The 23,424-nt window shown below is 68.5% G+C and carries 19 protein-coding genes; 9 read left to right on the top strand and 10 right to left on the bottom strand.

Going from position 1 to position 23,424, the window contains the following annotated elements; all coding sequences use genetic code 11:
• Window positions 1-112: 112 nt before the first annotated feature.
• The 5 genes from AC6CH2_RS21790 to AC6CH2_RS21770 form a co-directional block, all read right to left on the bottom strand.
• Window positions 113-919 carry a hypothetical protein gene (locus tag AC6CH2_RS21790; protein ID WP_498271048.1) on the bottom strand — a complete coding sequence of 269 codons (807 nt, stop codon included), beginning with the start codon at window positions 917-919 and terminating at the stop codon, window positions 113-115.
• Window positions 920-1,204: 285 nt separating this feature from the next.
• Window positions 1,205-1,645 carry a VOC family protein gene (locus AC6CH2_RS21785; protein ID WP_498271047.1) on the bottom strand — a complete coding sequence of 147 codons (441 nt, stop codon included), beginning with the start codon at window positions 1,643-1,645 and terminating at the stop codon, window positions 1,205-1,207.
• Between the two features lie 127 nt (window positions 1,646-1,772).
• Window positions 1,773-2,603: a helix-turn-helix domain-containing protein gene (locus tag AC6CH2_RS21780; protein WP_498271046.1), complete on the bottom strand. Its 831-nt coding sequence runs from the start codon at window positions 2,601-2,603 to the stop codon at window positions 1,773-1,775.
• Window positions 2,604-2,677: 74 nt separating this feature from the next.
• On the bottom strand, window positions 2,678-3,712 hold the full coding sequence (locus AC6CH2_RS21775; RefSeq protein WP_498271045.1) for a hypothetical protein: 1,035 nt from the start codon (window positions 3,710-3,712) through the stop codon (window positions 2,678-2,680).
• A 114-nt stretch (window positions 3,713-3,826) separates the two neighbouring features.
• A complete protein-coding gene (locus AC6CH2_RS21770) occupies window positions 3,827-5,083 on the bottom strand; it encodes a 6-phosphofructokinase (protein WP_498271044.1) in 1,257 nt (418 codons plus the stop codon).
• A gap of 185 nt (window positions 5,084-5,268) precedes the next feature.
• On the opposite strand from AC6CH2_RS21770, the gene AC6CH2_RS21765 reads away from it, so the two are divergent.
• The 3 genes from AC6CH2_RS21765 (at window position 5,269) to AC6CH2_RS21755 (ending at window position 9,559) form a co-directional block, all read left to right on the top strand.
• Entirely contained in the window at window positions 5,269-5,847 is a 579-nt protein-coding gene (locus tag AC6CH2_RS21765) for an adenylate kinase (protein ID WP_498271043.1), read from the top strand.
• A gap of 295 nt (window positions 5,848-6,142) precedes the next feature.
• Window positions 6,143-7,522: a UDP-N-acetylmuramate:L-alanyl-gamma-D-glutamyl-meso-diaminopimelate ligase gene (gene mpl, locus AC6CH2_RS21760; RefSeq protein ID WP_498271089.1), complete on the top strand. Its 1,380-nt coding sequence runs from the start codon at window positions 6,143-6,145 to the stop codon at window positions 7,520-7,522.
• A 1,446-nt stretch (window positions 7,523-8,968) separates the two neighbouring features.
• Window positions 8,969-9,559, top strand: coding sequence for an LON peptidase substrate-binding domain-containing protein (locus tag AC6CH2_RS21755; protein ID WP_498271042.1), 591 nt, complete (start codon window positions 8,969-8,971; stop codon window positions 9,557-9,559).
• Between the two features lie 56 nt (window positions 9,560-9,615).
• Here the strand turns inward: AC6CH2_RS21755 and AC6CH2_RS21750 are convergent, their stop codons facing one another.
• Window positions 9,616-11,631, bottom strand: a complete 2,016-nt coding sequence (locus AC6CH2_RS21750; protein ID WP_498271041.1) for a bifunctional DedA family/phosphatase PAP2 family protein — start codon at window positions 11,629-11,631, stop codon at window positions 9,616-9,618.
• A gap of 201 nt (window positions 11,632-11,832) precedes the next feature.
• On the opposite strand from AC6CH2_RS21750, the gene AC6CH2_RS21745 reads away from it, so the two are divergent.
• Window positions 11,833-12,492, top strand: a complete 660-nt coding sequence (locus AC6CH2_RS21745; protein ID WP_498271040.1) for a protein kinase family protein — start codon at window positions 11,833-11,835, stop codon at window positions 12,490-12,492.
• A 346-nt stretch (window positions 12,493-12,838) separates the two neighbouring features.
• On the top strand, window positions 12,839-13,657 hold the full coding sequence (locus tag AC6CH2_RS21740) for an SDR family oxidoreductase (RefSeq protein WP_435394733.1): 819 nt from the start codon (window positions 12,839-12,841) through the stop codon (window positions 13,655-13,657).
• A 727-nt stretch (window positions 13,658-14,384) separates the two neighbouring features.
• Here the strand turns inward: AC6CH2_RS21740 and AC6CH2_RS21735 are convergent.
• On the bottom strand, window positions 14,385-15,962 hold the full coding sequence (locus AC6CH2_RS21735) for a M20/M25/M40 family metallo-hydrolase (RefSeq protein WP_498271039.1): 1,578 nt from the start codon (window positions 15,960-15,962) through the stop codon (window positions 14,385-14,387).
• A gap of 357 nt (window positions 15,963-16,319) precedes the next feature.
• On the opposite strand from AC6CH2_RS21735, the gene AC6CH2_RS21730 reads away from it, so the two are divergent.
• The 3 genes from AC6CH2_RS21730 to AC6CH2_RS21720 all read left to right on the top strand — a co-directional run bounded on the left by AC6CH2_RS21730 (window position 16,320) and on the right by AC6CH2_RS21720 (window position 20,223).
• Window positions 16,320-17,540, top strand: a complete 1,221-nt coding sequence (locus AC6CH2_RS21730; protein ID WP_498271038.1) for an acetylornithine/succinyldiaminopimelate transaminase — start codon at window positions 16,320-16,322, stop codon at window positions 17,538-17,540.
• A gap of 24 nt (window positions 17,541-17,564) precedes the next feature.
• Window positions 17,565-17,984, top strand: a complete 420-nt coding sequence (locus AC6CH2_RS21725) for an HIT family protein (RefSeq protein ID WP_498271037.1) — start codon at window positions 17,565-17,567, stop codon at window positions 17,982-17,984.
• A gap of 133 nt (window positions 17,985-18,117) precedes the next feature.
• Entirely contained in the window at window positions 18,118-20,223 is a 2,106-nt protein-coding gene (locus AC6CH2_RS21720; RefSeq protein ID WP_498271036.1) for a TonB-dependent siderophore receptor, read from the top strand.
• A 159-nt stretch (window positions 20,224-20,382) separates the two neighbouring features.
• Here the strand turns inward: AC6CH2_RS21720 and hemL are convergent, their stop codons facing one another.
• Together hemL and thiE are read right to left on the bottom strand one after the other, a co-directional pair.
• Window positions 20,383-21,666: a glutamate-1-semialdehyde 2,1-aminomutase gene (gene hemL, locus AC6CH2_RS21715; protein ID WP_498271035.1), complete on the bottom strand. Its 1,284-nt coding sequence runs from the start codon at window positions 21,664-21,666 to the stop codon at window positions 20,383-20,385.
• Complete coding sequence (thiE, locus tag AC6CH2_RS21710; RefSeq protein ID WP_498271034.1) at window positions 21,659-22,297, bottom strand: thiamine phosphate synthase; 639 nt, start codon at window positions 22,295-22,297, stop codon at window positions 21,659-21,661. The genes hemL and thiE overlap by 8 nt, the downstream gene beginning before the upstream one ends.
• Window positions 22,298-22,332: 35 nt before the next feature.
• On the opposite strand from thiE, the gene AC6CH2_RS21705 reads away from it, so the two are divergent.
• A complete protein-coding gene (locus AC6CH2_RS21705) occupies window positions 22,333-22,557 on the top strand; it encodes a rubredoxin (RefSeq protein WP_223621016.1) in 225 nt (74 codons plus the stop codon).
• 160 nt (window positions 22,558-22,717) lie between these two features.
• On the opposite strand, the gene AC6CH2_RS21700 is transcribed toward AC6CH2_RS21705, so the two are convergent.
• On the bottom strand, window positions 22,718-23,161 hold the full coding sequence (locus tag AC6CH2_RS21700; RefSeq protein ID WP_498271033.1) for a DUF192 domain-containing protein: 444 nt from the start codon (window positions 23,159-23,161) through the stop codon (window positions 22,718-22,720).
• Window positions 23,162-23,424: the final 263 nt, after the last annotated feature.

Below are 23,424 nucleotides of genomic sequence, written 5' to 3'. Positions count from 1 at the left end.
GACTCTGCGATCAGCATCCCGCGAAGAGCGTCGCGCATAAAGAAAGGGCCGCAATGCGGCCCTTTCTTTCGTCCCGTTCGAGTGCGGCGGCTTCGTCGCGAAGCCGCTGCGCTTACTTGGCGGCCCGGCAGTTGCCGAGGTGGATCAGGCGGGTGTCGGCCTGGTAGGAGTCGAAGGTGCCGATCAGGTCGAGCTTGTCGCCCTTGCGCAGGGTCATCGAATAACCGCGCTGGTCCGAAGCCATGTGGCACATCACGCGGGTGAAGACGATGGCGTCGCGGCTGCTCGGGATGAAGCCCGGCAGCAACGAGGGCTTCATGTCGTAGAACACGCTCAGGCCGCCGCTGCCGGATTCCGAACCCAGGAAGTAGCCGCTGACCCGGTAGGTCTTGCCCTTGTTGCGCACGTCGATCATCGCGACGTTGTCCTGGACGGTCTTGGACACTTCGTCGGCCAGCTTGATCGCCGAGATCGAGATCGGCTTGGCGCTGCCGCCAGTGGCCTTCGGCGGTGCCTTGCCGGGCTTGAGCTGGTACAGCATCTTGCACATCGAGGTCTTGATAGAGTCGGCGTTGGCGAGCGCGCCGCGGCGCGTCTTCATCAGCATCGTCACGGTGCCGTCCGCCACCGCGGTGACGTAGACCTGCAGGCCGCGGTGGGCGAGGTTGGGCGACACTTCGAGCAACAGAGAACCGGACTCGCTGTTCGCATCGATCACGTTCATGCCGTCGGACACGGCGATGTTGTTCATCTGGCCGACCGCGCTGGCGACGCTGAGCCCTGGCACGGTGACCGAGGTGGAGTACTCGGTGCCCTTGAGCGGGTTGCCGGACTTGGTGAAATTGTCTTCGCACTTGCCGGCCAGGGCCGAAGCCGAGGGCAGCAAGAGAATGAGCAGCGGTAACAGCTTGCCTTTCATGAAGGCCTCCTTGATGGGTCGAAACTCAGCGTCCGTGCGTCCGCCATTAAGTGCATGAACGCGCGCGATGGCAGAGTGCCGCAATCGACCAGGCGATTCAACGGGTTTCGGCGCAGGCTTAATGTGCTGTGTGCCTATTCCTGACGCAGCGCACAGCTTGCGGCGTTCGCGAAAGCTGAACTCGCAGCCGCGCAGACGCCTCGGCAGCGGTCGTGCGCACAGCGATGCGGCCTGCGGTGCTCGCTGTGTGGCCCTTGCGCTGCGGTTGTCGAGAGCGCGCAGCCCTCAGCAGCCGGGCTCGCGTTCGTAGCGTCGCTGCATTTCCTCGGGCTCGATCTGCTCGATGCTGTGGCCGATGTTCCAGCGATGGCCGAACGGGTCGATGACCGTGCCCGAGCGTTCGCCGTAGAAGTGATCGCGCGGCGCCATCGCCAGTTGCGCGCCGGCGGCGACCGCGCGCGCGACCACGTCGTCGGCGTCGTCGACATGCAGGTGCAGGGTGTGGCTGTGGCCGCGTTTGGGTTCGGGGCGGCGGATCTCGACCTCGGGAAACTCTTCGCACAGCATTAAGGTGGTGCCGCCCAGATCGAGTTCGACGTGGCCGATGCGGCCGCCGGGTTCGACCAGGCGGAATTTCTCGGTGGCCTCGAAGACCTTGCAGTAGAACGCGATCGCGGCCTGGGCGTCGCCGACGCACAGATAGGAAAACAGTTCGTGGACGGCCATGGCGGGCTCCGTGGTGGATGTCGGCGCCAGCATGGGGGCGGGCCGCTCGCGGGGATTGGATAAAATTGACCGTCGCCGTCGCCGTCGCCGTCGCCGTCGCCGTCGCCGTCGCCGTCGCCGCACGCGGCTAGCGCGGCCCGATCGGCAGATGATGCGGCGCGGCGAGCGGCGCGGCCAGGTACTCGCGCGGGCTGACTCCGGCGAACTCGCGGAATTCGCGGATCAGATGCGACTGGTCGAAATACCCGTGCTCGATCGCGAGTTGCGCCCAGGCCGGCCGTGGCGCGGCGGACAAGGCCGCGAGCAGGCGGCGGAAGCGCTGCACCCGCGCATAGCGCTTGGGCGCCAGGCCGACCGCATCGCGGAAGGCGGCGATGAAATGGCGATGGCTGCGACCGCCGCCGGCGGCGATCGCGGCGATGGCCTCCTCACCGCCGCAGGCGCGTTGAAGCCGGCTCGCGGTCTGCACGATCTGCGGGTCGAGGCCGCGCGGCGGGCGCAGGCGTTCGCGCAGGAAATCTTCGAACACTCGGCGGCGACACTCGGGGTCGCCGGTCGCGGCCAAGCGCTCGACCAGCAGGTCGGCGGCGCTGCCGCACAGATCGCCGAGCGCCACGTGCTGGCCGGCGAGCTCCGCCGCGGACACGCCGAACAAGGCCAGCGCCGCGCCCGGCCGCAGCACCGCGCCGACCGAGGCGGCCGGCGCGGAGGCGTCCTTGATGCAGTACCCGGCACGGATCCCGGCCACGGTCGCGGCGGCGTGGCGGCGGCCGATGCGGTCGTCGGCATCGGCGTACAGGCGCAGCGGCCGCCCGTCCAGGCGCACCACCAGATGCATCGCGCCGTTCGGCAAGGAATGTTCGCGAGGGGCGCGCGGTGGCTGGCTCGGACGCCCGCACACCCAGATGCGTTCGATCCACGGATGCAGCGAAGCCGGCAGCGGAGATTCGGCGGTCATGGGTCAGCAGGCGATGGCGCGGGGCAAGCCACGATCATGCGCGCCCGGACGCGAGGTTGGGCGCTCTCGCGCATTCACATCGACACCGAGCGCATCGGCACCGCGGCGTTCTCGCACGAGGTGCCGGCGCCGATGGCGGTGTAGTCGAAGACGGTGCCGTTGCGGACGATGAACTTGATCGCGCAGCGGCCGGCGTCCGCGGCCGGCGCTGCCGGCCCGCCCTGGGATTCGGCCGCCGGCAGGAGGTAATGCAGCAAGCGGCTGCGGTCTTCGTCGCGATACGAGACCGGATCGCCCCAGGTGCCCACCAGCAATTGCAGCGGCGCGTCGATCCAGTTTTCCAGCGCCGGGTTCGGCGTGCGTTCGCGGCGTTCGCGCGCGCGGGCGCTGCGCGCCGCGGCTTCGGCCTGGGCGCGGGCGTCGTCCTGCTGGTCGCGCAATTCAGCGTGGACCTGGTCCATCGCGCCGGACAGGCGCGCCAGCGCACCTTCGACTTCCTGCCGGCGCGCGGCGATCTGGGTCTCGGAGCGGCTGCTGGTGTAGCGCGGCCGCTTGCCGTCGGTCCAGAAGCGTTGCCAGGACAGCTCGACCACGCTCAGCAGATTGGCCGCGCTGTCGAGCCGGGTCATGCCGTGTTCGGCCGTGCGCGAGGCCGGCTCGCAGGCGAAGCGCTGGGCCTGGCTCATCCAGCCGGCCGGTGTGGGCGCCCAATCGGTCGGCGCCAGGGTGTCCTGGGTGTCGTTGCGCCGGTACACCTCGGCCGCGGTGCTGCGCATTCGACCGCGCGTGCAGTCAAACTGCAGGCGGTGGACGATCTTGTCCGGCGCGGATTCGTGTTCCATGACCTCGAACACCTGGATCGAGCGCGGCGCCGCCTCGCGTGCGCTCATCGCCGCGTCGGGGCCGTCGGCGAACAAGATCCGGCTTTCGTCCTCGGGCGGCAGCGCGCTCTCGATCCAACTGCTGTCGGCATAGATCAGGCCGCGCGCAGGGCGCTCGCCGTAGCGATGCAACAGAAAGCTCTCGCCGGCGCAGGCCGGCGCCGACGCCAGCGCGGCGAGGCAGGCCGCCCAGGCGGCCCGGGTAGCGGTGTTCGTGCGACTGTCCATGAGCGAATGCGGTCCTTGGTGCGGCGACCCTCGACGAGGATAGCGCCGCCCCGCCCGGGCGGCGCGCCCGGGGCGATGCGGCCGCCCGGTTAGCGGCCGGCCGTCGCAGTTCGCTTAGCCTTCGAAGGCCGGCAGCTTGGGTTTCACCGCGATGTTCTTCAGCGCCACGTACTTGGGCAGGCCGTCGCGGCCGTACGGCGGCGGGGCCTCGCCGCGGATCAGCGGTTCCAGGTAGGCGCGCGCCTTGGCGGTGATGCCGTAGCCGTCCTTGCGCAGGAACCCGGCCGGCATCTTCTTCTCGTGATTGGCCACTTTGCTCAGCGGCGCGGCCTCTATCTTCCAGCGGTAGGGCGCGTCGGAGGTGCGCACGATCACCGGCATCACAGAATTCTGGCCCTTCAGCGCGAACTCGACCGCGGCCTTGCCGACCGCGCGGGCCTGCTCGACGTCGGTCTTGGAGGCCAGGTGGCGGGCCGAGCGCTGCAGGTAGTCGGGCAGGGCCCAATGCACCTTGTAGCCCAGGGCGTCCTTGACCCGCCCGGCCAGGTGCGAGGCGACCCCGCCGAGCTGGGTGTGGCCGAACGAGTCGTGGCCGCCTCCGGCATCGGCGACGAAACGGCCATCGGCGGTCTGGATGCCTTCGCTGGCCACCACCACGCAATAGCCGACCCGCTCGACCGTGGCGCGGACCTTGGCGAAGAAATCGGCCTCGTCGAAGGGGCGTTCCGGGAACAGGATCAGGTGCGGGGCGTCGTCGGGGCCCTGGCCGGCCAGGCCGGCGGCCGCGGCCAGCCAGCCGGCATGGCGGCCCATGGCCTCGTAGACGAAGACCTTGGTCGAGGTCTCGGCCATCGCCGCCACGTCGAGGGCGGCCTCGCGCACCGACACCGCGGTGTACTTGGCGGCCGAGCCGAAGCCGGGGCAGCAGTCGGTCACGGCCAGGTCGTTGTCGACCGTCTTCGGCACCCCGATGCAGGTCAGCGGATAGCCGAACTCAGCCGCGAGCCGGGACACCTTGAGTGCGGTGTCGGCCGAGTCGTTGCCGCCGTTGTAGAGGAACCAGCGCACGTCGTGGGCCTTGAGCACGGCCAGCAGGCGCTCATAGCGGGCGCGGTCGGCCTCCAGCGACTTCAGCTTGACCCGGCACGAGCCGAAGGCGCCGCCGGGGGTGTGGCCGAGGGCGCGGATCGCTGCGGCCGACTCCCGGGAGGTGTCGATCAGCTCCTCGCGCAGGGCGCCGAGGATGCCGTTGCGGGCGGCCAGCACCTTGACCTTGCGGGCTCGGGCGGTCTCGATCACGGCCGAGGCGGTGGCATTGATGACGGCGGTCACACCGCCGGATTGGGCGTACAGCAAAGTTCCGTTGGGCATGGGGATTCCAGGATTTCGGCCGGATTGCGGTAAGCTGCCAGCAATATTTTGCCCGGCGGGTGAATGGCGGCTCCGAGTGTAGCGCCGCCCCGCGGACTGGCCAGCCTGGGGCGGCCGGTGGGCTGCGAGGCCGGCGTGGCGAACGCCGGTCGCGACGATTTCGTTAGTTTTCAGGAGCGATGTTGATGCGATTGGTACTTCTGGGCGCGCCCGGTTCCGGCAAGGGCACGCAGGCTGCGCGGCTAAAGGAGCATTTGCAGGTGCCGCATATTTCCACCGGCGATCTGTTGCGCGGCGAAGTCGCGGCCGGCTCCAAGCTGGGGCTGGAAGCCAAGGCGGTGATGGACGCCGGCAACTTGGTCAGCGACGAAATCCTGCTCGGCATGCTCGAGGACCGTTTCTCGCGTCCCGACACCGCCGGCGGTTTCATTCTCGACGGTTACCCGCGCAACCTGGCCCAGGCCGATGCGCTCGACGTGCTGCTCAAGAAGATCGGCCAGCCGATGGACTTCGCGGTGCAGTTGGAAGTGCCGACCGAACTGCTGGTCGAGCGCATCGCCGGCCGCGCCGCCGAGCAGGGCCGCGTCGACGACAGCCCGGAAGCGGTGCGCACCCGCCTGAAGGTCTACGACGAGGTGACCGCGCCGGTCATCGAGTACTACCGTCAGCACGGCCGCCTGACCGTGGTCGACGGCGTCGGCTCGCTCGACGTGGTGTTCACCCGCATCATCGAAGCGCTGGAACCGGCGCCGACGGTCGGCTGACCCTCGCCCTCACGCACCGCGTTCGCGCTTCGGCCTTGCGCTCTTTCCCGCCGCGCCGCGTTCGCGCTCCGGTCGTTCTCCCCCTCCCGCTTGCGGGAGAGGGGCGGGGCGAGGGCACACGTTTTATCAGCCGCGGCCCAACTGCCGCGTTCCCTGCGGACGCCGATTCACGCACATGCTTGCCGCTGGCTCTGTCGGCTGCGCGCTTCCCTCGGTCGCCGCAGCGGGGGAGGGGGCGTCGATGCCGTGCGGCAGCCGACTCGTTGAACCTTCGCAGCCTTATTCGGAACGTCGAATCTTGAAGCTCCATATTCTTGGCATCGCCGGCACTTTCATGGGCGGCGTCGCCGCGCTCGCGCGCGAACTCGGCCACGAGGTCGAAGGCAGCGACCAGGCGGTCTATCCGCCGATGTCGACCCAGCTCGAACAGCTCGGCATCGCGCTCAAGCAAGGCTACAAGCCCGACCACATCGGCGCCGATTGCGACGAGATCGTGGTCGGCAACGCGTTGTCGCGCGGCAATGCCGCGGTCGAGCAGGTCCTCGACGACGGCCGCCGCTACACTTCCGGTGCGCAGTGGCTGAGCGAGCAGGTGCTGCCGGGCCGCGACACGCTGGCCGTCGCCGGCACCCACGGCAAGACCACGACCACGACCATCCTGACCTGGCTGCTCGAAGCCGCCGGCCGCCAGCCGGGTTTTCTGATCGGCGGCGTCGCCGAGGATTTCGGCGTGTCCGCGCGCATCGGCGCCGGCCGCGAGTTCGTCGTCGAAGCCGACGAGTACGACACTGCCTTCTTCGACAAGCGCAGCAAGTTCGTCCACTACCGGCCGCTGGTGGCGATCCTCAACAACCTCGAATACGACCACGCCGACATCTTTCCCGACGTCGCCGCGATCCAGCGCCAGTTCCATCACCTCGTGCGCACCGTGCCGCGCCGTGGCCGGCTGATCGTCAACGGCGAGGACGAACGCTTGAGCGAAGTGCTGGCGATGGGCTGCTGGACCCCGGTCGAGCGCTTCGGCCTGCACTCCGAATCGGCCGAGCCGGCCTTCGAATGGACCGCGCGCCTGATCGAGGCAGACGGCAGCGCCTTCGCGGTGATCCACGACGGCGTCGAAGTCGGCGAAGTGCGCTGGCCCTTGCTCGGCCGCCACAACGTCATGAACGCCCTGGCCGCGCTGGCCGCCGCGAATGCGGTCGGCGTCGATGTCGCCGGCGTACTGCCCGCCCTGGCCGCGTTCCGCAGCGTCAAGCGCCGCCTGGAAGTGATCGGCGAAAGCGGCGGTGTGACCGTCTACGACGACTTCGCCCACCATCCGACCGCGATCGCCACCACCCTCGCCGGCCTGCGCGCCCGCGTCGGCAGCGCGCGCATCGTCGTGGCGATGGAACCGCGCAGCAATTCGATGCGCCTGGGCGCGCATTCCGAGGCCCTGGCGCCCTCGCTCGACGGCGCCGACATCGTGGTCTTCCTGCACCGCCCCGAACTGGCCTGGGATGCCGGCAAGGTCGTCGCCGGCCTGCGCGGCGAAGGCGTGACCGTACCCGACGCCGACGCCCTGATCGCCGCATTGCGCGAGCGCGTGCGCGCCGGAGACCACGTGGTGTTCATGTCGAACGGCGGTTTCGACGGCGCGCCGCGCCGGTTCTTCGCCGCGTTGAGGGACGTGTAGACGGCATAGCTTCCATCGCCGTCGCAGATCCCGTTGCGGGAGCGGCGCCAGCCGCGACCGCGCAGCGTCGGCCCCCGCCGTAACCGGCTGGGCCCCATACGGGTAAGAGCCACGCAAGCCGCGACCGCACAGTTCCCCGCAACGGCGCCGGCGCGATTGCGGCTGCGCGTGCGCCTGTCATTGTTGCCGTTGCCGTTGCCGTTGCCCTTGCCGTTGCCCTTGCCCTTGCCCTTGCCGTTGCCGTTGCCGTTGCCGTGCGCCGCCTAGCACTAGCGAAGGCAATAGAAGACCCGGAGGGCGGCCCGCAGGGACGCGGGCCGTTTTTCATCGGGACAGGGATGTCCCGTATGAAAAATCACCGCGTATGCATCGAACGCGCGGGCCCTTGATTCAAAAAGAAGCACTTTTCTTTGGTTACCTTTCTTTTGTTGCTTTAGACAAAAGAAAGTAACCCGCCGCTTTAGTGGCGGAAGCTTTGGGTTTGATCCTGATCTTGATCTTGATGCTGATCTTCCACGAGGAATACGCCGCAAGACCGTCGCGGCGATGTCGCGGCTTGCGCCGCTCCTACCCTGCGAAAGAGACGCCGCTTCCAAGGCCGGCGACGGCCCCGTCATTTCTGCGCGTCCCTTGTCGCGACTCACGTCGCTCCTACAAGGTCCGGCCTTGCCGTACCGCGTTGCTTGCGCAAGAACAAAGCAACGAAGCTTCGGACTTGATATTGATGCTTCCACGAGGAATGCGCCGCAAGACCGTCGCGGCGATGTCGCGGCTTGCGCCGCTCCTACCCTGCGAAAGAAACGCCGCTTCCAAGACCGGCGACGGCCCCGTCATTTCTGCACGTCCCTTGTCGCGACTCACGTCGCTCCTACAAGGGCCGGCCTTGCCGTACCGCGTTGCTTGCGCAAGAACAAAGCAACCGAAGCTTCGGACTTGATATTGATGCTTCCACGAGGAATACGCCGCAAGACCATCGCGGCGATGTCGCGGCTTGCGCCGCTCCTACCCTGCGAAAGAGACGCCGCTTCCAAGACCGGCGACGGCCCCGTCATTTCTGCGCGTCCCTTGTCGCGACTCACGTCGCTCCTACAAGGTCCGGCCTTGCCGTACTGCGTTGCTTGCGCAAGAACAAGGCAACGAAGCTTCGGACTTGATATTGATGCTTCCACGAGGAATGCGCCGCAAGACCATCGCAGCGATGTCGCGGCTTGCGCCGCTCCTACCCTGCGAAAGAGACGCCGCTTCCTAGACCGGCGACGGCCCCGTCATTTCTGCACGTCCCTTGTCGCGACTCACCTCGTTCCTACAAGGGATGGATCGCCGCACCGCGTCGCTTGCGCAATAACAAAGCAACCGAGGCCATTGCCGCGCGCCACCGCCCGCCACAAACCCGCCCGCCGCCCGACCCATATCGTGGCCGCCACCATTCTTGGCTACACTGCGGCCATGTCCGAAGACATCGCCGCCCCCGAATCGCTGGGATTGTTCCCGCTGCATACCGTGCTGGTGCCCGGTGCGGCGCTCGGTTTGCGGGTGTTCGAACGGCGGTATCTAGACCTCGTGCGCGATTGCGGCCGCCAGGGGCGCGGTTTCGGGGTCTGCCTGATCATCGATGGCCAGGAGGCCGGCGCACCGGCCGCGGCGGCGGCCTACGGTACCGAGGCGGTGATCGAGGATTTCGGCACCGGCGACGACGGCCTGTTGACCTTGCGGGTGCGCGGCACGCGCCGCTTCCACGCCGAGCGCGTGCGGGTGCGCGACAACGGCCTGCAGGTCGCCGAGGTGGCGTGGTGCGCACCGGACCCGAGCGAGGTGGTGCGGCCCGAGCATTCGCTGCTGGTCACCCTGCTCGAGCACCTGCTCGAACAGATCGGCGGCGAGCACGCCAAGGCGCCGCATTCGCGCATGGACGACGCGGCCTGGGTCGGCTGGCGCCTGACCGAGCTGCTACCGCTGTCGTTGACGCAACGGCAGGCGCTGCTGCAGATGGACGGGCCGCACCAGCGCCTGGATCACTTGCTGACGGTCTTGCCCTGAGCCCGCGCCTGCGGGCCTGATCGGCGCCGCGCAAGCGGGCGTCGACCCTGGCGAACTCATGGCGCCGGTTCGGTGCCCGGCACGCGGTACCGCGATTGCAGACGCAGCACCCGGGTGCCGTTCTTCGGATGCGCCTGTTCGATCATGGTGAAGCCGGTCAATGCCTTGCGCACCTCGGCGTGGGCGCGGCCGTCGTCGGACTGCGGCAGCCACAGCGCCGCGGCGTTGAAAGGCTTGTTCAAGCGCAGGGTCTGGGTGGTGCCGACCCACAGCGGGGTGCCGTCGGAGAGCACCGCCGGGGCCGGCCACAGGCGCAACGCGTACTGCACGTTCGGGCCGGGCCCGTCGCGCAGCATCAGCAGCGCCTCGGCCTGCGCATCGAGCGTGGCCGGCAGCACGATCTGCTCGCGCGCCGGCGCGTCGTCGTCGAGCAGGGCGATGGTCGCCAGCCAGTCGGCTTGCTCCTGCACCCGCCAGCCGTTGGCCTCCAGGCTCGCGCGCAGCGGCGGCAAGGGGCCGGCGATCTGGATGTCGAGCGGCCAGCGCTGGCGCACGTCGCTCTCGTTGCGCTGCGCCGGCAAGGTCGCCCAATCGCTGCTCCACCACGGCCCGGCGTCGAGCACGGTGGTCGGCGTGGCGGCGGCGAACTTGGCCAGCAAGGCGTCGGCCGAGCGCGGCGCATGCCACAGCGCGGCGGCGACGAACACGGTATAGAACAGCCAGGCCAGCGGCCGCATCCAGAACGAACGCGCGACGTGGCGGCGGTAGGCGATGCCGAGCACCAGCAGCCAGACGATGCCGAACAAGGTGCCGCCGACCAGGTCGCTGGGCCAGTGCGCGCCCAGGTACAGGCGGGCGAAGCCGACCAGGGTGGTGACCACGCCGGCCAGCAGGTACGGCCAGACCCGCTGCCGGCCCGGCAGCTCGCGTGCGATCAGCACGGCGAAGAAACCGAACACGATCGTGGTCATCGTTACCGCGACCGACGGGAAGCCGAAACCGGCCGGCGCGGTCGGCGGGCGGGGCATGTCGATCGCCGCTTCCAGCAACGAGGTCAGGGCGAGGCCGAACACGATCGCGCCGACCCAGTGCGCCGCTGCCATCCAGCGCCGGCGCCAGGCCAGGTAGACCAGCACCGCGAGCGAGGCCGGGCCGAGCACGGCGGCATCGCCCAGGCTCGCCAGCCCCGCCATCAAGCGGTCGGCGAGCGGATTGCGCAGGGTCCACATGAACTCGTGGACGCTGTGGTCGATCGCCAGCGGCCCGCCGCTCGCGAGCAGGGTGGCGAGCAGGGTGAACCAGATCCAGCTGATCCCGAGCAGGCAGACCGCCAGCATCACCAGCGAGGCCGATTCAGGGCGGTTCGGGTCGATCAGGGCCGCGGCGTAGCGGCCCAGGCGCGGATGCGCGCGGGTCCAGCGCAAGGCGCGCGCGAGCAGATTGTTGGCGTGCGTGGCGAACCAGCGCCAGGTGTAGAGCACCGTGGCCCAGACCAGGGCGACCGCGGCCAGCAAGGCGCCGAGCACGATCGCGAGGCGGTCGGCGACCGCGGCGACCGCGTCGTAGGAGGCGCCGAGCACCCAGCCCGGCGCGAGGAACAGCGCCGACCACACCAGACAGGCGAGAAAGCTCGGGATCGCGTAGCGCTTCATCGGCATCTTCAACATGCCGGCGATCGCCGGGACGAACGGCCGTACCGCGCCGACGAAGCGCGCGATCACGATGCTCTTGCTGCCGTGGCGGCGGAACAGGTTCTCGCCGCGGTCCAGCCATTGCGGATAGCGCGAGAACGGCCAGCGCTGGCGCAACTGCGGCCCCCAGCGATAGCCGACCCAGTAGCTCAGACCGTCGCCGGCGAAGGCGCCGAGGGTCGAGCAGACCAGCGCATACGGACCGCTGATGTGGCCGAGGCCGACCAGGGTGCCGACCGCGAACAACAGAGGCAGGGCCGGCACCACGATGCCGACGATGACCAGGGCATCGCAGAACGCGATCAGGAAGATCACGATGCCTGCGGCGATCGGATTGGCCGCGATCCATGCGGTCGCGCTTTCTAGCCAGGCAGGTTCCATCGGCCGATTATAGGCAGCGATGTCTGTTGCGCGGATGACTGCCCGCGCTTGACGGCAGGCCGTGACCAACGGCACTGCCTTGAGGGCGGCAAGGGGGCGGGGAAATCGAGAGTCGCACAAACGCTTGCCTGGCCCGGGCCGATGCATTTGCCTGTCCCGAGTCCCGAGTCCCGAGTCCCGAGTCCCCGCTACACTGGCGGCATGTCCTCCGATGTCATCGAAGTCGCCGCACTCAAGGCCGACAGCTTCGGCCGTATCGCCCTGATGCGCGATCGCGCCGGGCTGTTCGTGCGCCGCGACCTGGGCCACGTGCCGTGGTGGCTGCGCCTGCCGGCCTGGTGGCTGGCGCGGCGCGAGGCGCGCGCGTTGCAACGCGTCGACGGGCTCGACTCCACCCCGCAGTTGCTGCGCTGGGACGGGCGCCGGCTCGACCGCAGCTACCTCGACGGCGCCGCGATGTACCAGCGCCCGCCGCACGGCGACCTGGTTTATTTCCGCCAGGCCCGGCGCCTGCTGCAGCGGCTGCATCGGCGCGGCCTGGCCCATAACGACCTGGCCAAGGAAGCCAACTGGCTGGTGCTCGTCGACGGCCGTCCGGCGATCATCGATTTCCAGCTCGCCACCCGAGGCGACCCACGCTCGCGCTGGATGCGCCTGCTGGCGCGCGAGGACTTGCGCCATCTGCTAAAGCACAAGCGCACCTATTGCCCGCGGGCGCTGACCCCGGTCGAACGGCGCGTGCTCAAGCGCCATTCCTGGCTGCGCGAGCTGTGGTTCGCGACCGGCAAGCCGGTCTACCGTTTCGTCACCCGGCGCATCCTGCACTGGGAGGACAACGAGGGGCAGGGGCCGAAGCCTTGAGGGCTGCTCGGGTTTCGGGTTTCGGGTTTCGGGACTCGGGACTCGGGACTCGGGACTCGCCGGAGCGGTGACTCGGCGATTGAGGCTTCGATGGCAGGCGATGTGGATCGCGTTGGTATGGAGCTGCGGTTCGGAAGCCGGGATTCGTCGAGGCGGTAACGCGGCGAGTGAGTCGCCAACGTGCGGTACGTATCGCGTTGGTATGGTCCGTCGCCTGCCGAGGATTCGATTCACCGCGATTCGGGAGGCGTCGGACTCGCAGCGTCGTGTTCGAGCCTGCGGTCCGGATTCGCGCGGCGCGAATCGGATTAGGATGGCGACCGACACCCGCCTTTCGAATCCCGCCATGTCCACACTCTCCGGCAAGACCATCTTCATCACCGGCGCCTCGCGCGGCATCGGTCGCGAGATCGCGCTGCGCGCCGCGCGCGACGGCGCCAACATCGCCATCGCCGCCAAGTCCTCGGTCGCCAATCCCAAGCTGCCGGGCACGATCCACAGCGTCGCCGCCGAAGTCGAGGCGGCCGGCGGCCGCGCGCTGGCGCTCAAATGCGATATTCGCGAGGAAGACGAGGTCAACGCCTCGGTGGCCGCGGTCGTCGACACGTTCGGCGGCATCGACATCCTGATCAACAACGCCAGCGCGATCTGGCTGCGCGGCACGCTCGACACCCCGATGAAGCGCTTCGACCTGATGCAGCAGGTCAATTCGCGCGGCAGCTTCCTGTGCGCGCAGGCCTGCCTGCCTTACCTGCAGCAGGCGGCGAACCCGCACATCCTGACCCTGGCGCCGCCGCCGAGCCTGGACGTGAAGTGGTGGGCGCCGCATACCGGCTACACCCTGGCCAAGATGGGCATGAGCTTCGTCACCCTGGGCCTGGCCGGCGAATTCGGCCCGCAGGGCATCGCCGTCAACGCGCTGTGGCCGAGGACGATCATCGCCACCGACGCCCTGAACCTGATCCCCGGCGTCCCGATGGACCGCTGCCGCAAGCCGAGCATCGTCGCCGACGCCGTGCACGCGGTGCTGGTGCGCCCGGCGCAGGGTTTCTACGGTCGCTTCCTGATCGACGAGGAAGTGCTCGGCGAAGCCGGCGTGACCGATTTCAGCGGCTATGCGGTGGACGCGAGCAAGCAACCGTTGCCGGATTTGTTTCTCGATTGAACGACAGCGGGCGGGCTCTCAGGGGGTGCGGCGCAAGCCGCGACCGCGCCGCCTCATGTTCGCGTCGTTACTCGCCGAGCCCTTGTAGGAGCGACGTAAGTCGCGACCGCGGGACGCGTAGTAGTAACGAGGCCGCCGCCGTTCGTCGAAGCGGCCGCCTTCGCCAGTGTAGGAGCGGCGCAAGCCGCGACCACGGGACGTGTAGAGGCGGCAATGCCTTCGTGATCGATCGAAGGGATAATCTTCGCGGGGTAGGAGCGGCGCAAGCCTCGACATCGTCTGGCGGCCTCGCGGCGCATGGATCGAGAAAGATCAGGATCTATATCTAGATCAACATCTAGACCAAGATCACGATCAAGATCAAACCCAAAGCTTCCGCCACTGAAGCGGCGGGTTACTTTCTTTTGTCTAAAGCAACAAAAGAAAGGTAACCAAAGAAAAATGTTTTGTTTTGAATCACAGGCCCGCGCGTTCGATGCATACGCGGTGATTTTTCATACGGGACCTCCCTATCCCGATGAAAAACGGCCCGCATCCCTGCGGGCCGCCCTCCGGGTCTTCTATGGCCTTCGCTAGTGCGAGGCTGCGCACTGCAACGGCAGAATCTTTACGGCAACGGCAACGGCAACGGCAACGGCAACGGCAACGGCAACGGCAACGGCAACGGCAACAACGGCAACAGCCGGCCATCGCAGCATCAGGCTCCCGTCCGAAGCCGTCGCAATCATCACTTCGGTTGCTTCAACGCCTCCGCCAACGAGTACAACAGGTCGACATAGAATCGTTCGGCCTGTACGAGGCCGGCGATCTTCGAGCCTTTCGGGGGGTCGATCACCATGTATTCGTTCGGGGCATGGGCGCCGCTGCCGTGGCCAAGGCCGCCGGCGATCATCGGCAGGCCCAGGGTCTGGGTGAAGACGTAATAAGGGGCGCTGCCGCCTATGCGCGGGGCGACCGGCGGGGTGAAGCCGTGTTTGCGGTAGGCGCCGATCGCGGCGCGGGTCAGCGGCGCGTCGACCGAGGTCTGCGCCGGCGGGTAGCCCGACAGCTTGCGGATTTCGATGTCGTCGAAGCCCTCGGCGTCGAGTTGTTTGCGGATCAGGGCGACGGCCTCGTCGGGGGTCTGGTTAGGCACCAGGCGCGAGTCGACCTTGGCCACGGCGCGGTGCGGCAGGATGGTCTTGACTCCTTCGCCGGTGTAGCCCGCGACCAGGCCGTCGATGTTGAGGGTGGTGTCGAACAGTTCCGCGGCGCTCGCATCGCGGTCGCTGCGGCCGTTCTTCCAGCGCGCCGCGGCGAAGGCGTCGAGCTGCTTCTGGGTGTCGTTGCCGCGCTTGGCCACCAGGCCGTTGAACAGACGCTGCTCTTCGACGTTGGGCGGGCGGATCGCGTCGCGATAGCCGGGTACGGCGATCTCGCCATCGGGCGTGGTCAGAGTGGCCAGCGCCTGCACCAGGCGCCAGCTCGGCGAGTCGAGCTTGGCCGCGAGCGAGCCGTGCACTTCGCTCTTCTGCGGGCCGCCGGTCTTGGGGTTGCCCTTGGCTTCCAGCTCTAGATACAGGATGCCTTTGACGCCCAGAAACATCGAGGCTTCGCCGTCGCGATCCTGGGTGTTCATGGGGAAGAACACGCCGTCGGCCTTGCGCAGCTGCGCCTCGTACTTGGCGACGACTTCCGGGTAGTGCGGCGAGCCGAGTTCTTCCTCGCCTTCGGCCAGCACGATCAGGTTGACCGGCGGTTTGCCGCGCACCCGGATCACCGCGTCGAGTGCGTTGAGGAAGGCGCGCTGCGGGCCCTTCTGGTTGGTCGCCCCGCGCGCCATCAGCACCTTGCCGAGCTGCGGGTCGTCGACGAGCGCGCCGTCGAAGGCGTCGACCTTCCAGCCGGTGGGCTCGATCGGTTGCACGTCGTACATCATGTAGACCACCAGCGTGTGCTCGGCGCCGGCGTCGTAATAACCGTAGACGCCGGGATGGCCGGAGGTCGGCACCAGGGCGGTATCGCGGAAACCGAGCGCCTGCAGATCGCCGCGCAGCAGTTCGGCCATCGCCTCGATGCCCTTGTCCTGGGCGCTGATCGAAGGCTGCCTGACCCAGCGCTGCAACTGGGCGAGGTCGGCCGCACGCTGTTTCTCCAGGTGCGCATACACGTCGGCGTAGTCGCCGGTGAAGGCGGGCACCGAGGCGGCGTCGAAGGCGGCGGTCTCGGTGATCGCGATCTTCGGCGGCGCGGCGCCGGCCTGGGCCAGGACCAAGGCCAGCACGGCGGGAAGCAGGCGAACAGTGCGGCTACGGCGTGAACTCATGACGTATCCCTCATCGATGAAGTGCATGGAAAGTCCGGCGAGGCGCCATCGCGGCGCCGGCGCGTCGCTCAGGTTGGTAGCGAACCGCGCGCGAGGGAAGTGCCGCGGGCGTGTCGTGTTGCGCGATCGGCGACGACGGTCGCCGGCTCGCTCCGACCCGGCAGCGGCGGCCTGGCCCGGCCGGCGCGCGGCCGGTGAGCGCGCCGTCTCGCTGCGGCCCAGCAGCGGCGGCCCGGCCCGGCCGGCGCGAGGGCGGCGAGAGCGAAACCGGCGAAAGCGCAGCGGCGCGCCGCTGCGCCCGCCGGCACGATGCGCGACAATGGCGGTCTTCTTCCTTCGATCGCGACCGCCGCCCGCATGGACACCGCCTCGCTCTACGCCCTTTCCGAGCGCTATTACCTGCCCGTCTACCGTCCGCGCCGGATCGTGCTCGAACACGGCAAGGGCTCGCGAGTCTGGGACCTCGAGGGCCGCGAGTACGTGGACTTCGGCGCCGGCATCGCAGTCAACGCGCTCGGCCACGCGCATCCGGCGCTGGTCCAGGCGCTGACCGAACAGGCCGGCAAGCTCTGGCATACCAGCAACGTATTCATCAGCGAGCCGCCTTTGCGCCTGGCCGAGCAACTCGTGTCCGCGGCCGGTTTCGCCGAGCGCGTATTCCTGTGCAATTCCGGCGCCGAAGCCAACGAGGCGGCGATCAAGCTGGCGCGCAAATGGGCTACCGCGCAAGGCCGCGAGCCCGAGCGCCGGGTGATCCTGAGTTTCCGCGGCAGCTTCCACGGCCGCACTCTGGCGGCGGTCACCGCGACCGCGCAGCCGAAATACCACGAGGGTTTCGAGCCGCTGCCGCCGGGCTTTCGCTACAGCGATTTCAACGACCTGGCCGCGGCCGAGGCGGCGATGGCCGCGGGCGATGTCTGCGCGGTGCTGGTCGAGCCGGTCCAGGGCGAGGGCGGAGTCACTCCGGCCACCGCCGAGTTCCTCGGCGGCTTGCGCGATCTGTGCGATCGCCACGACGCCTTGTTGATCCTCGACGAGATCCAGTGCGGCATGGGCCGCAGCGGACGCCTGTTTGCCTGCCACGGCTACGGGGTCGTGCCGGATGTGGTGACCCTGGCCAAGGCGCTCGGCAGCGGCTTCCCGATCGGCGCCATGCTGGTCGGCCCGAAGGCCGCGCAGTCGATGCAGTTCGGCGCCCACGGCACCACCTTCGGCGGCAATCCGCTGGCCGCGGCGGTCGCGGGCGCGGCGCTGCGCGAGTTGAATTCGCCCGAGCTGATGGCCAACGTCGAGCGTCAGGCGCAGGCGATCCGTGCCGGGCTCGCCGCGCTCGATGGCGAACTCGGCCTGTTCTCGCAGATCCGCGGGCGCGGCCTGATGATCGGCGCGCAGCTGCGCCCCGAATACGCCGGCAAGGCCGGCGAGATCCTCGACCGCTGCATCGAACACGGCCTGCTGGTGCTGCAGGCGGGGCCGGACGTGCTGCGCTTCGTGCCCGCCTTGAACATCGGCGATCGGGACATCGCCGACGGGCTCGCCCGCTTGCGCGCGGCCCTGCTGCAGTTCCTCGAGCGCTGACCCGAACACCGGTTTTAATGCGCGATGAGCGACTGCATCTTCTGCGCCATCCTCGCCGGCCGCGCGCCTGCGAGCCGGGTCTACGAGGATGAGGTCGCAGTGGCCTTCATGGACCTGCGCCAAGCGGTCGAAGGCCACGTCCTGGTCGTGCCGCGCGAGCACATCGAGGACATCTACGCCCTCGACGAGGCCGCCGCAGGCCATCTGATGGCGATCGCGGTGCGCATCGCCAAGGCGTTGGCTGCCGAGCAACGGCCGGCCGGGCTCAATCTGTGGCAATCCAACGGCGAGGCCGGCGGCCAGGAGGTCGCGCACGTGCATCTGCACGTGCAGCCGCGTCGCCCGCACGACGGCGTCCTGCGCCTGTATCGCGACGGTTTGCCGGCACCCGCCGATCGCTGCGTGCTGGACCGGCTGGCCGCGCGCATCGCCCGCCATCTCTGACGATTAAGCAGCGAAATCGCGCCGGCGGAACGGCCCACACCGCCCTCGCGGACGCTCCGGCCCGAGGTGGGTCTTTACGGTTCTTTTCTAAACGATAATAATTCTCGTTTGCTTTAGATCCCGGAGTCCCCGCATGTCCCGCAGCCGTCCCGTCCCGGCGCCGCTCGCCCTGGCCATTGGTTGTTGCCTCAGTTTCCCGGTCCTGGCCGACAGTCCCGATGCCGCGGCCGACCAGGCCAAGACCCTCGACCACATCGTCGTCCAGGGCGCCTCCGTCGGTTACAAGGCCGACAACGCCAGCACCGCGACCAAGACCGATACGCCGATCTCCGAGACCCCGCAGGCGATCACCGTGGTCACCGGCGAGCGCATGACCGACCAGGGCGCGGCGAACGTGCAGGACGCGCTCAACTACGCCGCCGGCGTGCGCTCGGACGCCTACGGCCTGGACTCGCGCACCGACTCGGTGCTGATCCGCGGCAGCGCGCCGCAGGAGTACCTCGACGGCCTGCGCAGTTCGTTCAACTACTACACCAGCACCGCGCGCACCGACCCCTACATGCTCGAGCGCATCGAAGTGCTGCGTGGCCCGTCCTCGATGCTGTTCGGTCAGGGCAGCACCGCCGGTTTGGTCAACCTGGTCAGCAAACGTCCGCAGGCGCAAACCTTGCGCGAGGTCGGGGTGCAGCTCGGCAGCTTCGACCGCCGCCAGCTCAATGCCGATTTCACCGGGCCGCTGACCGCCGACGGCACCTGGCTGTACCGCATCGTCGGGGTTTACCGCGACAGCGAAACCCAGGTCGACCAGGTCGACGACGGCCGCCGCCTGATCGCGCCCTCGCTGACCTGGAAGCCGAGCGAAGACACCTCGCTGACCCTGCAATTGCGCTGGCAGCAGGATCGCGGCGGCTCGACCGCGCAGTTCCTCGGCTGGAGCGGCCTGCTGGCGCCCAATCCGAACGGGCGCATTCCGATCGATCGCTTCGCCGGCAATCCGGGCGATCATTACGACACCGACCGCACCTCGGCCGGCTGGTTGTTCGAGCATCGCTTCAACGACAACTGGAGCATCCGCCAATCGTTCCGCGCGGCGCGCAACAAGGTCGACTATGCCAGCGCCTATGGCGATCCCTTCACCGATCCGTTGAACCCCTTCGTCGACGCGCAGCAACGCGTGATCCGGCGCGAAGGCTGGTTCGCCGATACCGAGGTGCGGATGCAGAACATCGATCAGCACGTCGAGGGACGCTTCAAGACCGGCGCGATCGAGCACCAGATGCTGCTGGGCCTGGACGCGGCGCGTTTCAAGCAGGAAGAGCGGCAACTGTTCGAGAGCGCGGTAGACCGTGGCGGCACCATGCCGGCGATCGACATCTACGATCCGGTCTACCTGCCGCACACGCCGCCGCCGTTCGGCCCGGCGGTCAAGAGCAGCCAGCGCCAGGTGGGCGCGTACCTGCAGGATCAGATGCGTATCGGCGATCACTGGATCGTGGTCGCCGGCCTGCGTCACGATCGGGCCAAGAACGGCCTGGCCGGCGCCGGCACCGAGGAGTCCAGCGCCACCACCAAGCGCCTGGGCGTCATGTTCCACGATTGGGCCGGCTGGTCGCCGTACGTGAGCTATAGCGAGTCCTTCACCCCGGTGGCGGGCAGCCACGCCATCACCGGCGCTCGCTACAAGCCGAAGAAGGGCGAGCAGATCGAAGCCGGCCTCAAGTTCGAACCGGCCGGCCGCGACTTGAGCTTCACCGCCGCGGCCTACGAACTGCGCGAGGAAAACCGCCTGGTCGCCGACCCGGACCACCCGAACACCAACGTGCAGGCCGGCGAGACCAAGGTCAGCGGCCTGGAGCTCGAACTCACCGGCCAGGTGACCTCCAGCTTCGACATCACCGCGCACTACAACTATCTCGACAACGACAAGCAGCTCGAAGCGACGCCGCGCCACCAGGCCGCGGTATGGGGCAAGCAGCGCTTCAGCATCGGCGGACGCGACGGTTTCGCCGCCGGGCTGGGCCTGCGCTACATGAGCGCCTTCGACAGCCTGCCCGCGCCGACCACGCCCTCGGTCACTCTCGCCGACGCGATGGTCTCGTTCGACACCGGCGCCTGGCGCTGGGCGCTCAACGTCAACAACCTCACCGACAAGCGTTATTTCAGCATCTGCATGGGCCGCGGCGACTGCTGGTTCGGCGCCCGCCGTACCATCGGCCTCAGCGCCACGTTCACTTTCTGATCGTCATCAAAAGCAAAGGGCCGGCGATCGCCGGCCCTTTGTTGTCTATGCGACTGCAGAAACGAGGTCGAGGCCATTGGCAGGCCCGCTTCCTCATGCTGCTCCCTTTGAAAAACGGGGCAGGGCATTTGCGGTTGCTTCTGCTCTGCGGTCAAACGCCTACAACGTAGCGAAAGTCGCCCGCGCCGCCTCGATGGTCTCGGCGATTTCCGCCTCGCCGTGCGCGCTCGACACGAAGCCGGCCTCGAACGCCGACGGCGCCAGGTACACGCCGCGTTCGAGCATGCCGTGGAAGAAACGATTGAAGCGCTGAGTGTCCGAGCCCAGCGCATCGGCGAAGCTCTGCACCGGGCCTTCGCGGAAATACAGCCCGAACATGCCGGGTGCGCGGGTGGTGTGGAAGGCGACGCCGGCGGCCTTCGCCGCGTCCTCCAACCCATCGCACAGCTGGTGAGTGCTGCGTTCCAGCGCGTCGTGGAAGCCCGGCGCCTGGATCAGTTCCAGGGTCGCCAGGCCCGCGGCCATCGCGACCGGATTGCCGCTGAGCGTGCCGGCCTGATAAATCGGGCCGCTCGGCGCGACCTGGCTCATCAGCTCGCGGCGACCGCCGTAGGCGCCGACCGGCATGCCGCCGCCGATGATCTTGCCGAAGGTGCTCAGGTCCGGAGCGATGCCGTAGCGCTGCTGCGCGCCGCCGAGCGCGACGCGGAAACCGGTCATGACTTCGTCGAAGATCAGCAGCGCGCCGTGCCGGGTGCACAGTTCGCGCAGGTGCTGCAGATACCCGTCGCGCGGCAGGATGCAGTTTGCGTTGCCGACGATCGGCTCGATGATCAGGCCGGCGATGTCGCCGCCCACCTCATCGAACAGAGCGGTCGCGGCATCGAAATCGTTATAGGGCAGGGTCAGGGTCAAATCGGCCAGCGCCGACGGCACGCCCGGCGAATTCGGCAGGCCCAGGGTCAGCGCGCCGCTGCCGGCCTTGACCAGGAAGCTGTCGCCGTGGCCGTGGTAGCAGCCTTCGAACTTGACGATGCGGCTGCGGCCGGTCGCGCCGCGCGCCACGCGGATCGCCGACAACGTCGCCTCGGTGCCCGAGTTGACCATGCGCACCATCTCGCAGCTCGGCACGATGCGGGTGATCGCCTCGGCCATCGTCACCTCGAGCGCGTTCGGCACGCCGAAGCTGAGGCCGTGGCGCATGGTCTCGGCGACCGCGGCCAGCACTTGCGGGTGCGCGTGGCCGGCGATCATCGGGCCCCAGGAGCCGACGTAGTCGATGTAGCGGTTGCCGTCGACGTCGTACAGATGGGCGCCTTGCGCGCGTTCGGCGAAGAACGGTTCGCCGCCGACCGACTTGAAGGCGCGTACCGGCGAATTGACGCCGCCGGGCAGCAGTGCGGACGCGCGGGTGAACAGCTCGTGGGAGCGGGTGTTATTCATGGGGGGCTTCTTCGAAACAGGAAAGGTAGGCGCGCACCGCGGCGGCCGGATCGGGCGCGTCGAATACGCCGCTGATGACCGCCAGCAGATCGGCGCCGGCATCGACGAGCGAACGCGCATTGTCCGGGGTGATGCCGCCGATCGCCACCCGTGGCAGCTCCAGCGCCGCAGCCTGGGCCAATAGCTGCGGCGAGGCTTTCCGCGCCTGCGGCTTGGTCGGCGAAGGGAAAAATGCGCCGAAAGCGACATAGCTGGCGCCGTGGGCCGCGGCGCTGCGGGCGAGTTCGATCCGGTCGTAACACGACGCGCCGACGATCGTCCCGGCGCCGAGCGCCTTGCGCGCCGCATCGAGTTCGCCGTCGTCTTCGCCCAGGTGCGCGCCGTCGGCGCCGAGCTCCGCGGCCAGGCGCCAGTCGTCGTTGACGATCAGCGGCACCCGATGGCGCCGGCACACCGTCAGCAGGGCCTGGGCCTGTCGCCGGCGCAGCGCGGCATCGGCCGATTTATTGCGGTACTGCAGCCATTGGGCGCCGGCCGCCAATACCGTCTCGACCCGGGCCGACAGGCGAGCGGTGTCGGCCTCGTCGGGCGTGATCGCGTACAGGCCGCGGGGCGGCCAAGGAGAGTTCATGCTTCGGCTTCCGTCGGGGAGAGCGGGGTGTGACAATGCGTGTCCCGCAGTCCCCGCATTATCCGCCCATGTCCGAGATCGCCGCGACCACCGCCTACCGCACCTGGATGTGCGTCGTGTGCGGCTTCATTTACGACGAAGCCCAGGGGCTGCCGGAAGAGGGCCTGGCCCCGGGAACGCGTTGGGCCGACGTACCGGACACCTGGACCTGCCCGGATTGCGGGGTGACCAAGGACGACTTCGAGATGATGGAAGTCTGAGTCGGCGCTGTGGCGGGCCTGTCCCGCCGATGACCGGCCGGCGCTGGCTCGGCGCCTGAACGAGGGTGCCGCCGGGCCGAATGCGCCCGGGCTCCCTTAAGCCCACCGCGCTTCCGCGTCGCGGGGCCTGCCTCGCCAGGCGCGACCGCGCCGCCCGGCCTTATTCGATACCCGGCCCGAACTTCAGCGCGGCGCCGTCGCGCAGGTTCAGCTGCGCCGCCTGGCCGGCATTCAGTTCGAGCACGTATTTCGCCGGCGCATCGCTGGGATAGGGCGGGCAGCCGTCGCCGCCCGAGCAGGGCGGCACCTCGCGGCGCTGCGAGACCAGCCGCCCGCGGGCATCGAAATAGAGGATGTCGAGCGGGATCCGGGTGTTCTTCATCCAGTAGGCCAGCGGCTGTTCGGCTTCGTGTACGAACACCATGCCGCGGTCGGCGGCCATCTCGTCGCGGAACATCAGCCCGCGCGCCCTGGAAGCATCGTCGGCGGCCACTTCCACGGTATAGCGGCGGCCGGCCAGTTCCACCCAGGTCTCGCCGGCATCGGATGCGCAGCCTGCCGCGCTCAGGCCCAGGCAAACGATCGCTATACGTAAGCTCGACATGGCGCTTATCCCTGGGGGTGGAGACTGCGTACGAACATCATCGAAGCGGCTGGCGCGCGTCAATGCGAGCGCCGCGAATTCTTTTCGTGATCCTCTTCCCAATGCGTATTCATGTATGCATAATGCGCGGCCCCGCTGAGCGGATGCATCGAACGGCGGGGGCGCGCAGAAGCGGCGGTTTAGACAGGTGTTGACGGTCTGAAACATTGCTGTAAGATGCGCGGCCCGCCGACCGGTTGGTAAGGTTGTCGGGGCGCGGAAAA

The sequence above is a fragment of the Lysobacter sp. GQ73 genome (assembly GCF_059758755.1).
This window is presented reverse-complemented; position numbering and strand designations above follow the sequence as displayed.

What these genes read in the sequence shown, in the direction of transcription:
- AC6CH2_RS21790 (WP_498271048.1), bottom strand. Translation starts at nt 919, where the DNA reads ATGAAAGGCAAGCTGTTACCGCTGCTCATTCTCTTGCTGCCCTCGGCT.
- AC6CH2_RS21785 (WP_498271047.1), bottom strand. Translation starts at nt 1,645, where the DNA reads ATGGCCGTCCACGAACTGTTTTCCTATCTGTGCGTCGGCGACGCCCAG.
- AC6CH2_RS21780 (WP_498271046.1), bottom strand. Translation starts at nt 2,603, where the DNA reads ATGACCGCCGAATCTCCGCTGCCGGCTTCGCTGCATCCGTGGATCGAA.
- AC6CH2_RS21775 (WP_498271045.1), bottom strand. Translation starts at nt 3,712, where the DNA reads ATGGACAGTCGCACGAACACCGCTACCCGGGCCGCCTGGGCGGCCTGC.
- AC6CH2_RS21770 (WP_498271044.1), bottom strand. Translation starts at nt 5,083, where the DNA reads ATGCCCAACGGAACTTTGCTGTACGCCCAATCCGGCGGTGTGACCGCC.
- AC6CH2_RS21765 (WP_498271043.1), top strand. Translation starts at nt 5,269, where the DNA reads ATGCGATTGGTACTTCTGGGCGCGCCCGGTTCCGGCAAGGGCACGCAG.
- AC6CH2_RS21755 (WP_498271042.1), top strand. Translation starts at nt 8,969, where the DNA reads ATGTCCGAAGACATCGCCGCCCCCGAATCGCTGGGATTGTTCCCGCTG.
- AC6CH2_RS21750 (WP_498271041.1), bottom strand. Translation starts at nt 11,631, where the DNA reads ATGGAACCTGCCTGGCTAGAAAGCGCGACCGCATGGATCGCGGCCAAT.
- AC6CH2_RS21745 (WP_498271040.1), top strand. Translation starts at nt 11,833, where the DNA reads ATGTCCTCCGATGTCATCGAAGTCGCCGCACTCAAGGCCGACAGCTTC.
- AC6CH2_RS21740 (WP_435394733.1), top strand. Translation starts at nt 12,839, where the DNA reads ATGTCCACACTCTCCGGCAAGACCATCTTCATCACCGGCGCCTCGCGC.
- AC6CH2_RS21735 (WP_498271039.1), bottom strand. Translation starts at nt 15,962, where the DNA reads ATGAGTTCACGCCGTAGCCGCACTGTTCGCCTGCTTCCCGCCGTGCTG.
- AC6CH2_RS21730 (WP_498271038.1), top strand. Translation starts at nt 16,320, where the DNA reads ATGGACACCGCCTCGCTCTACGCCCTTTCCGAGCGCTATTACCTGCCC.
- AC6CH2_RS21725 (WP_498271037.1), top strand. Translation starts at nt 17,565, where the DNA reads ATGAGCGACTGCATCTTCTGCGCCATCCTCGCCGGCCGCGCGCCTGCG.
- AC6CH2_RS21720 (WP_498271036.1), top strand. Translation starts at nt 18,118, where the DNA reads ATGTCCCGCAGCCGTCCCGTCCCGGCGCCGCTCGCCCTGGCCATTGGT.
- hemL (WP_498271035.1), bottom strand. Translation starts at nt 21,666, where the DNA reads ATGAATAACACCCGCTCCCACGAGCTGTTCACCCGCGCGTCCGCACTG.
- thiE (WP_498271034.1), bottom strand. Translation starts at nt 22,297, where the DNA reads ATGAACTCTCCTTGGCCGCCCCGCGGCCTGTACGCGATCACGCCCGAC.
- AC6CH2_RS21705 (WP_223621016.1), top strand. Translation starts at nt 22,333, where the DNA reads ATGCGTGTCCCGCAGTCCCCGCATTATCCGCCCATGTCCGAGATCGCC.
- AC6CH2_RS21700 (WP_498271033.1), bottom strand. Translation starts at nt 23,161, where the DNA reads ATGTCGAGCTTACGTATAGCGATCGTTTGCCTGGGCCTGAGCGCGGCA.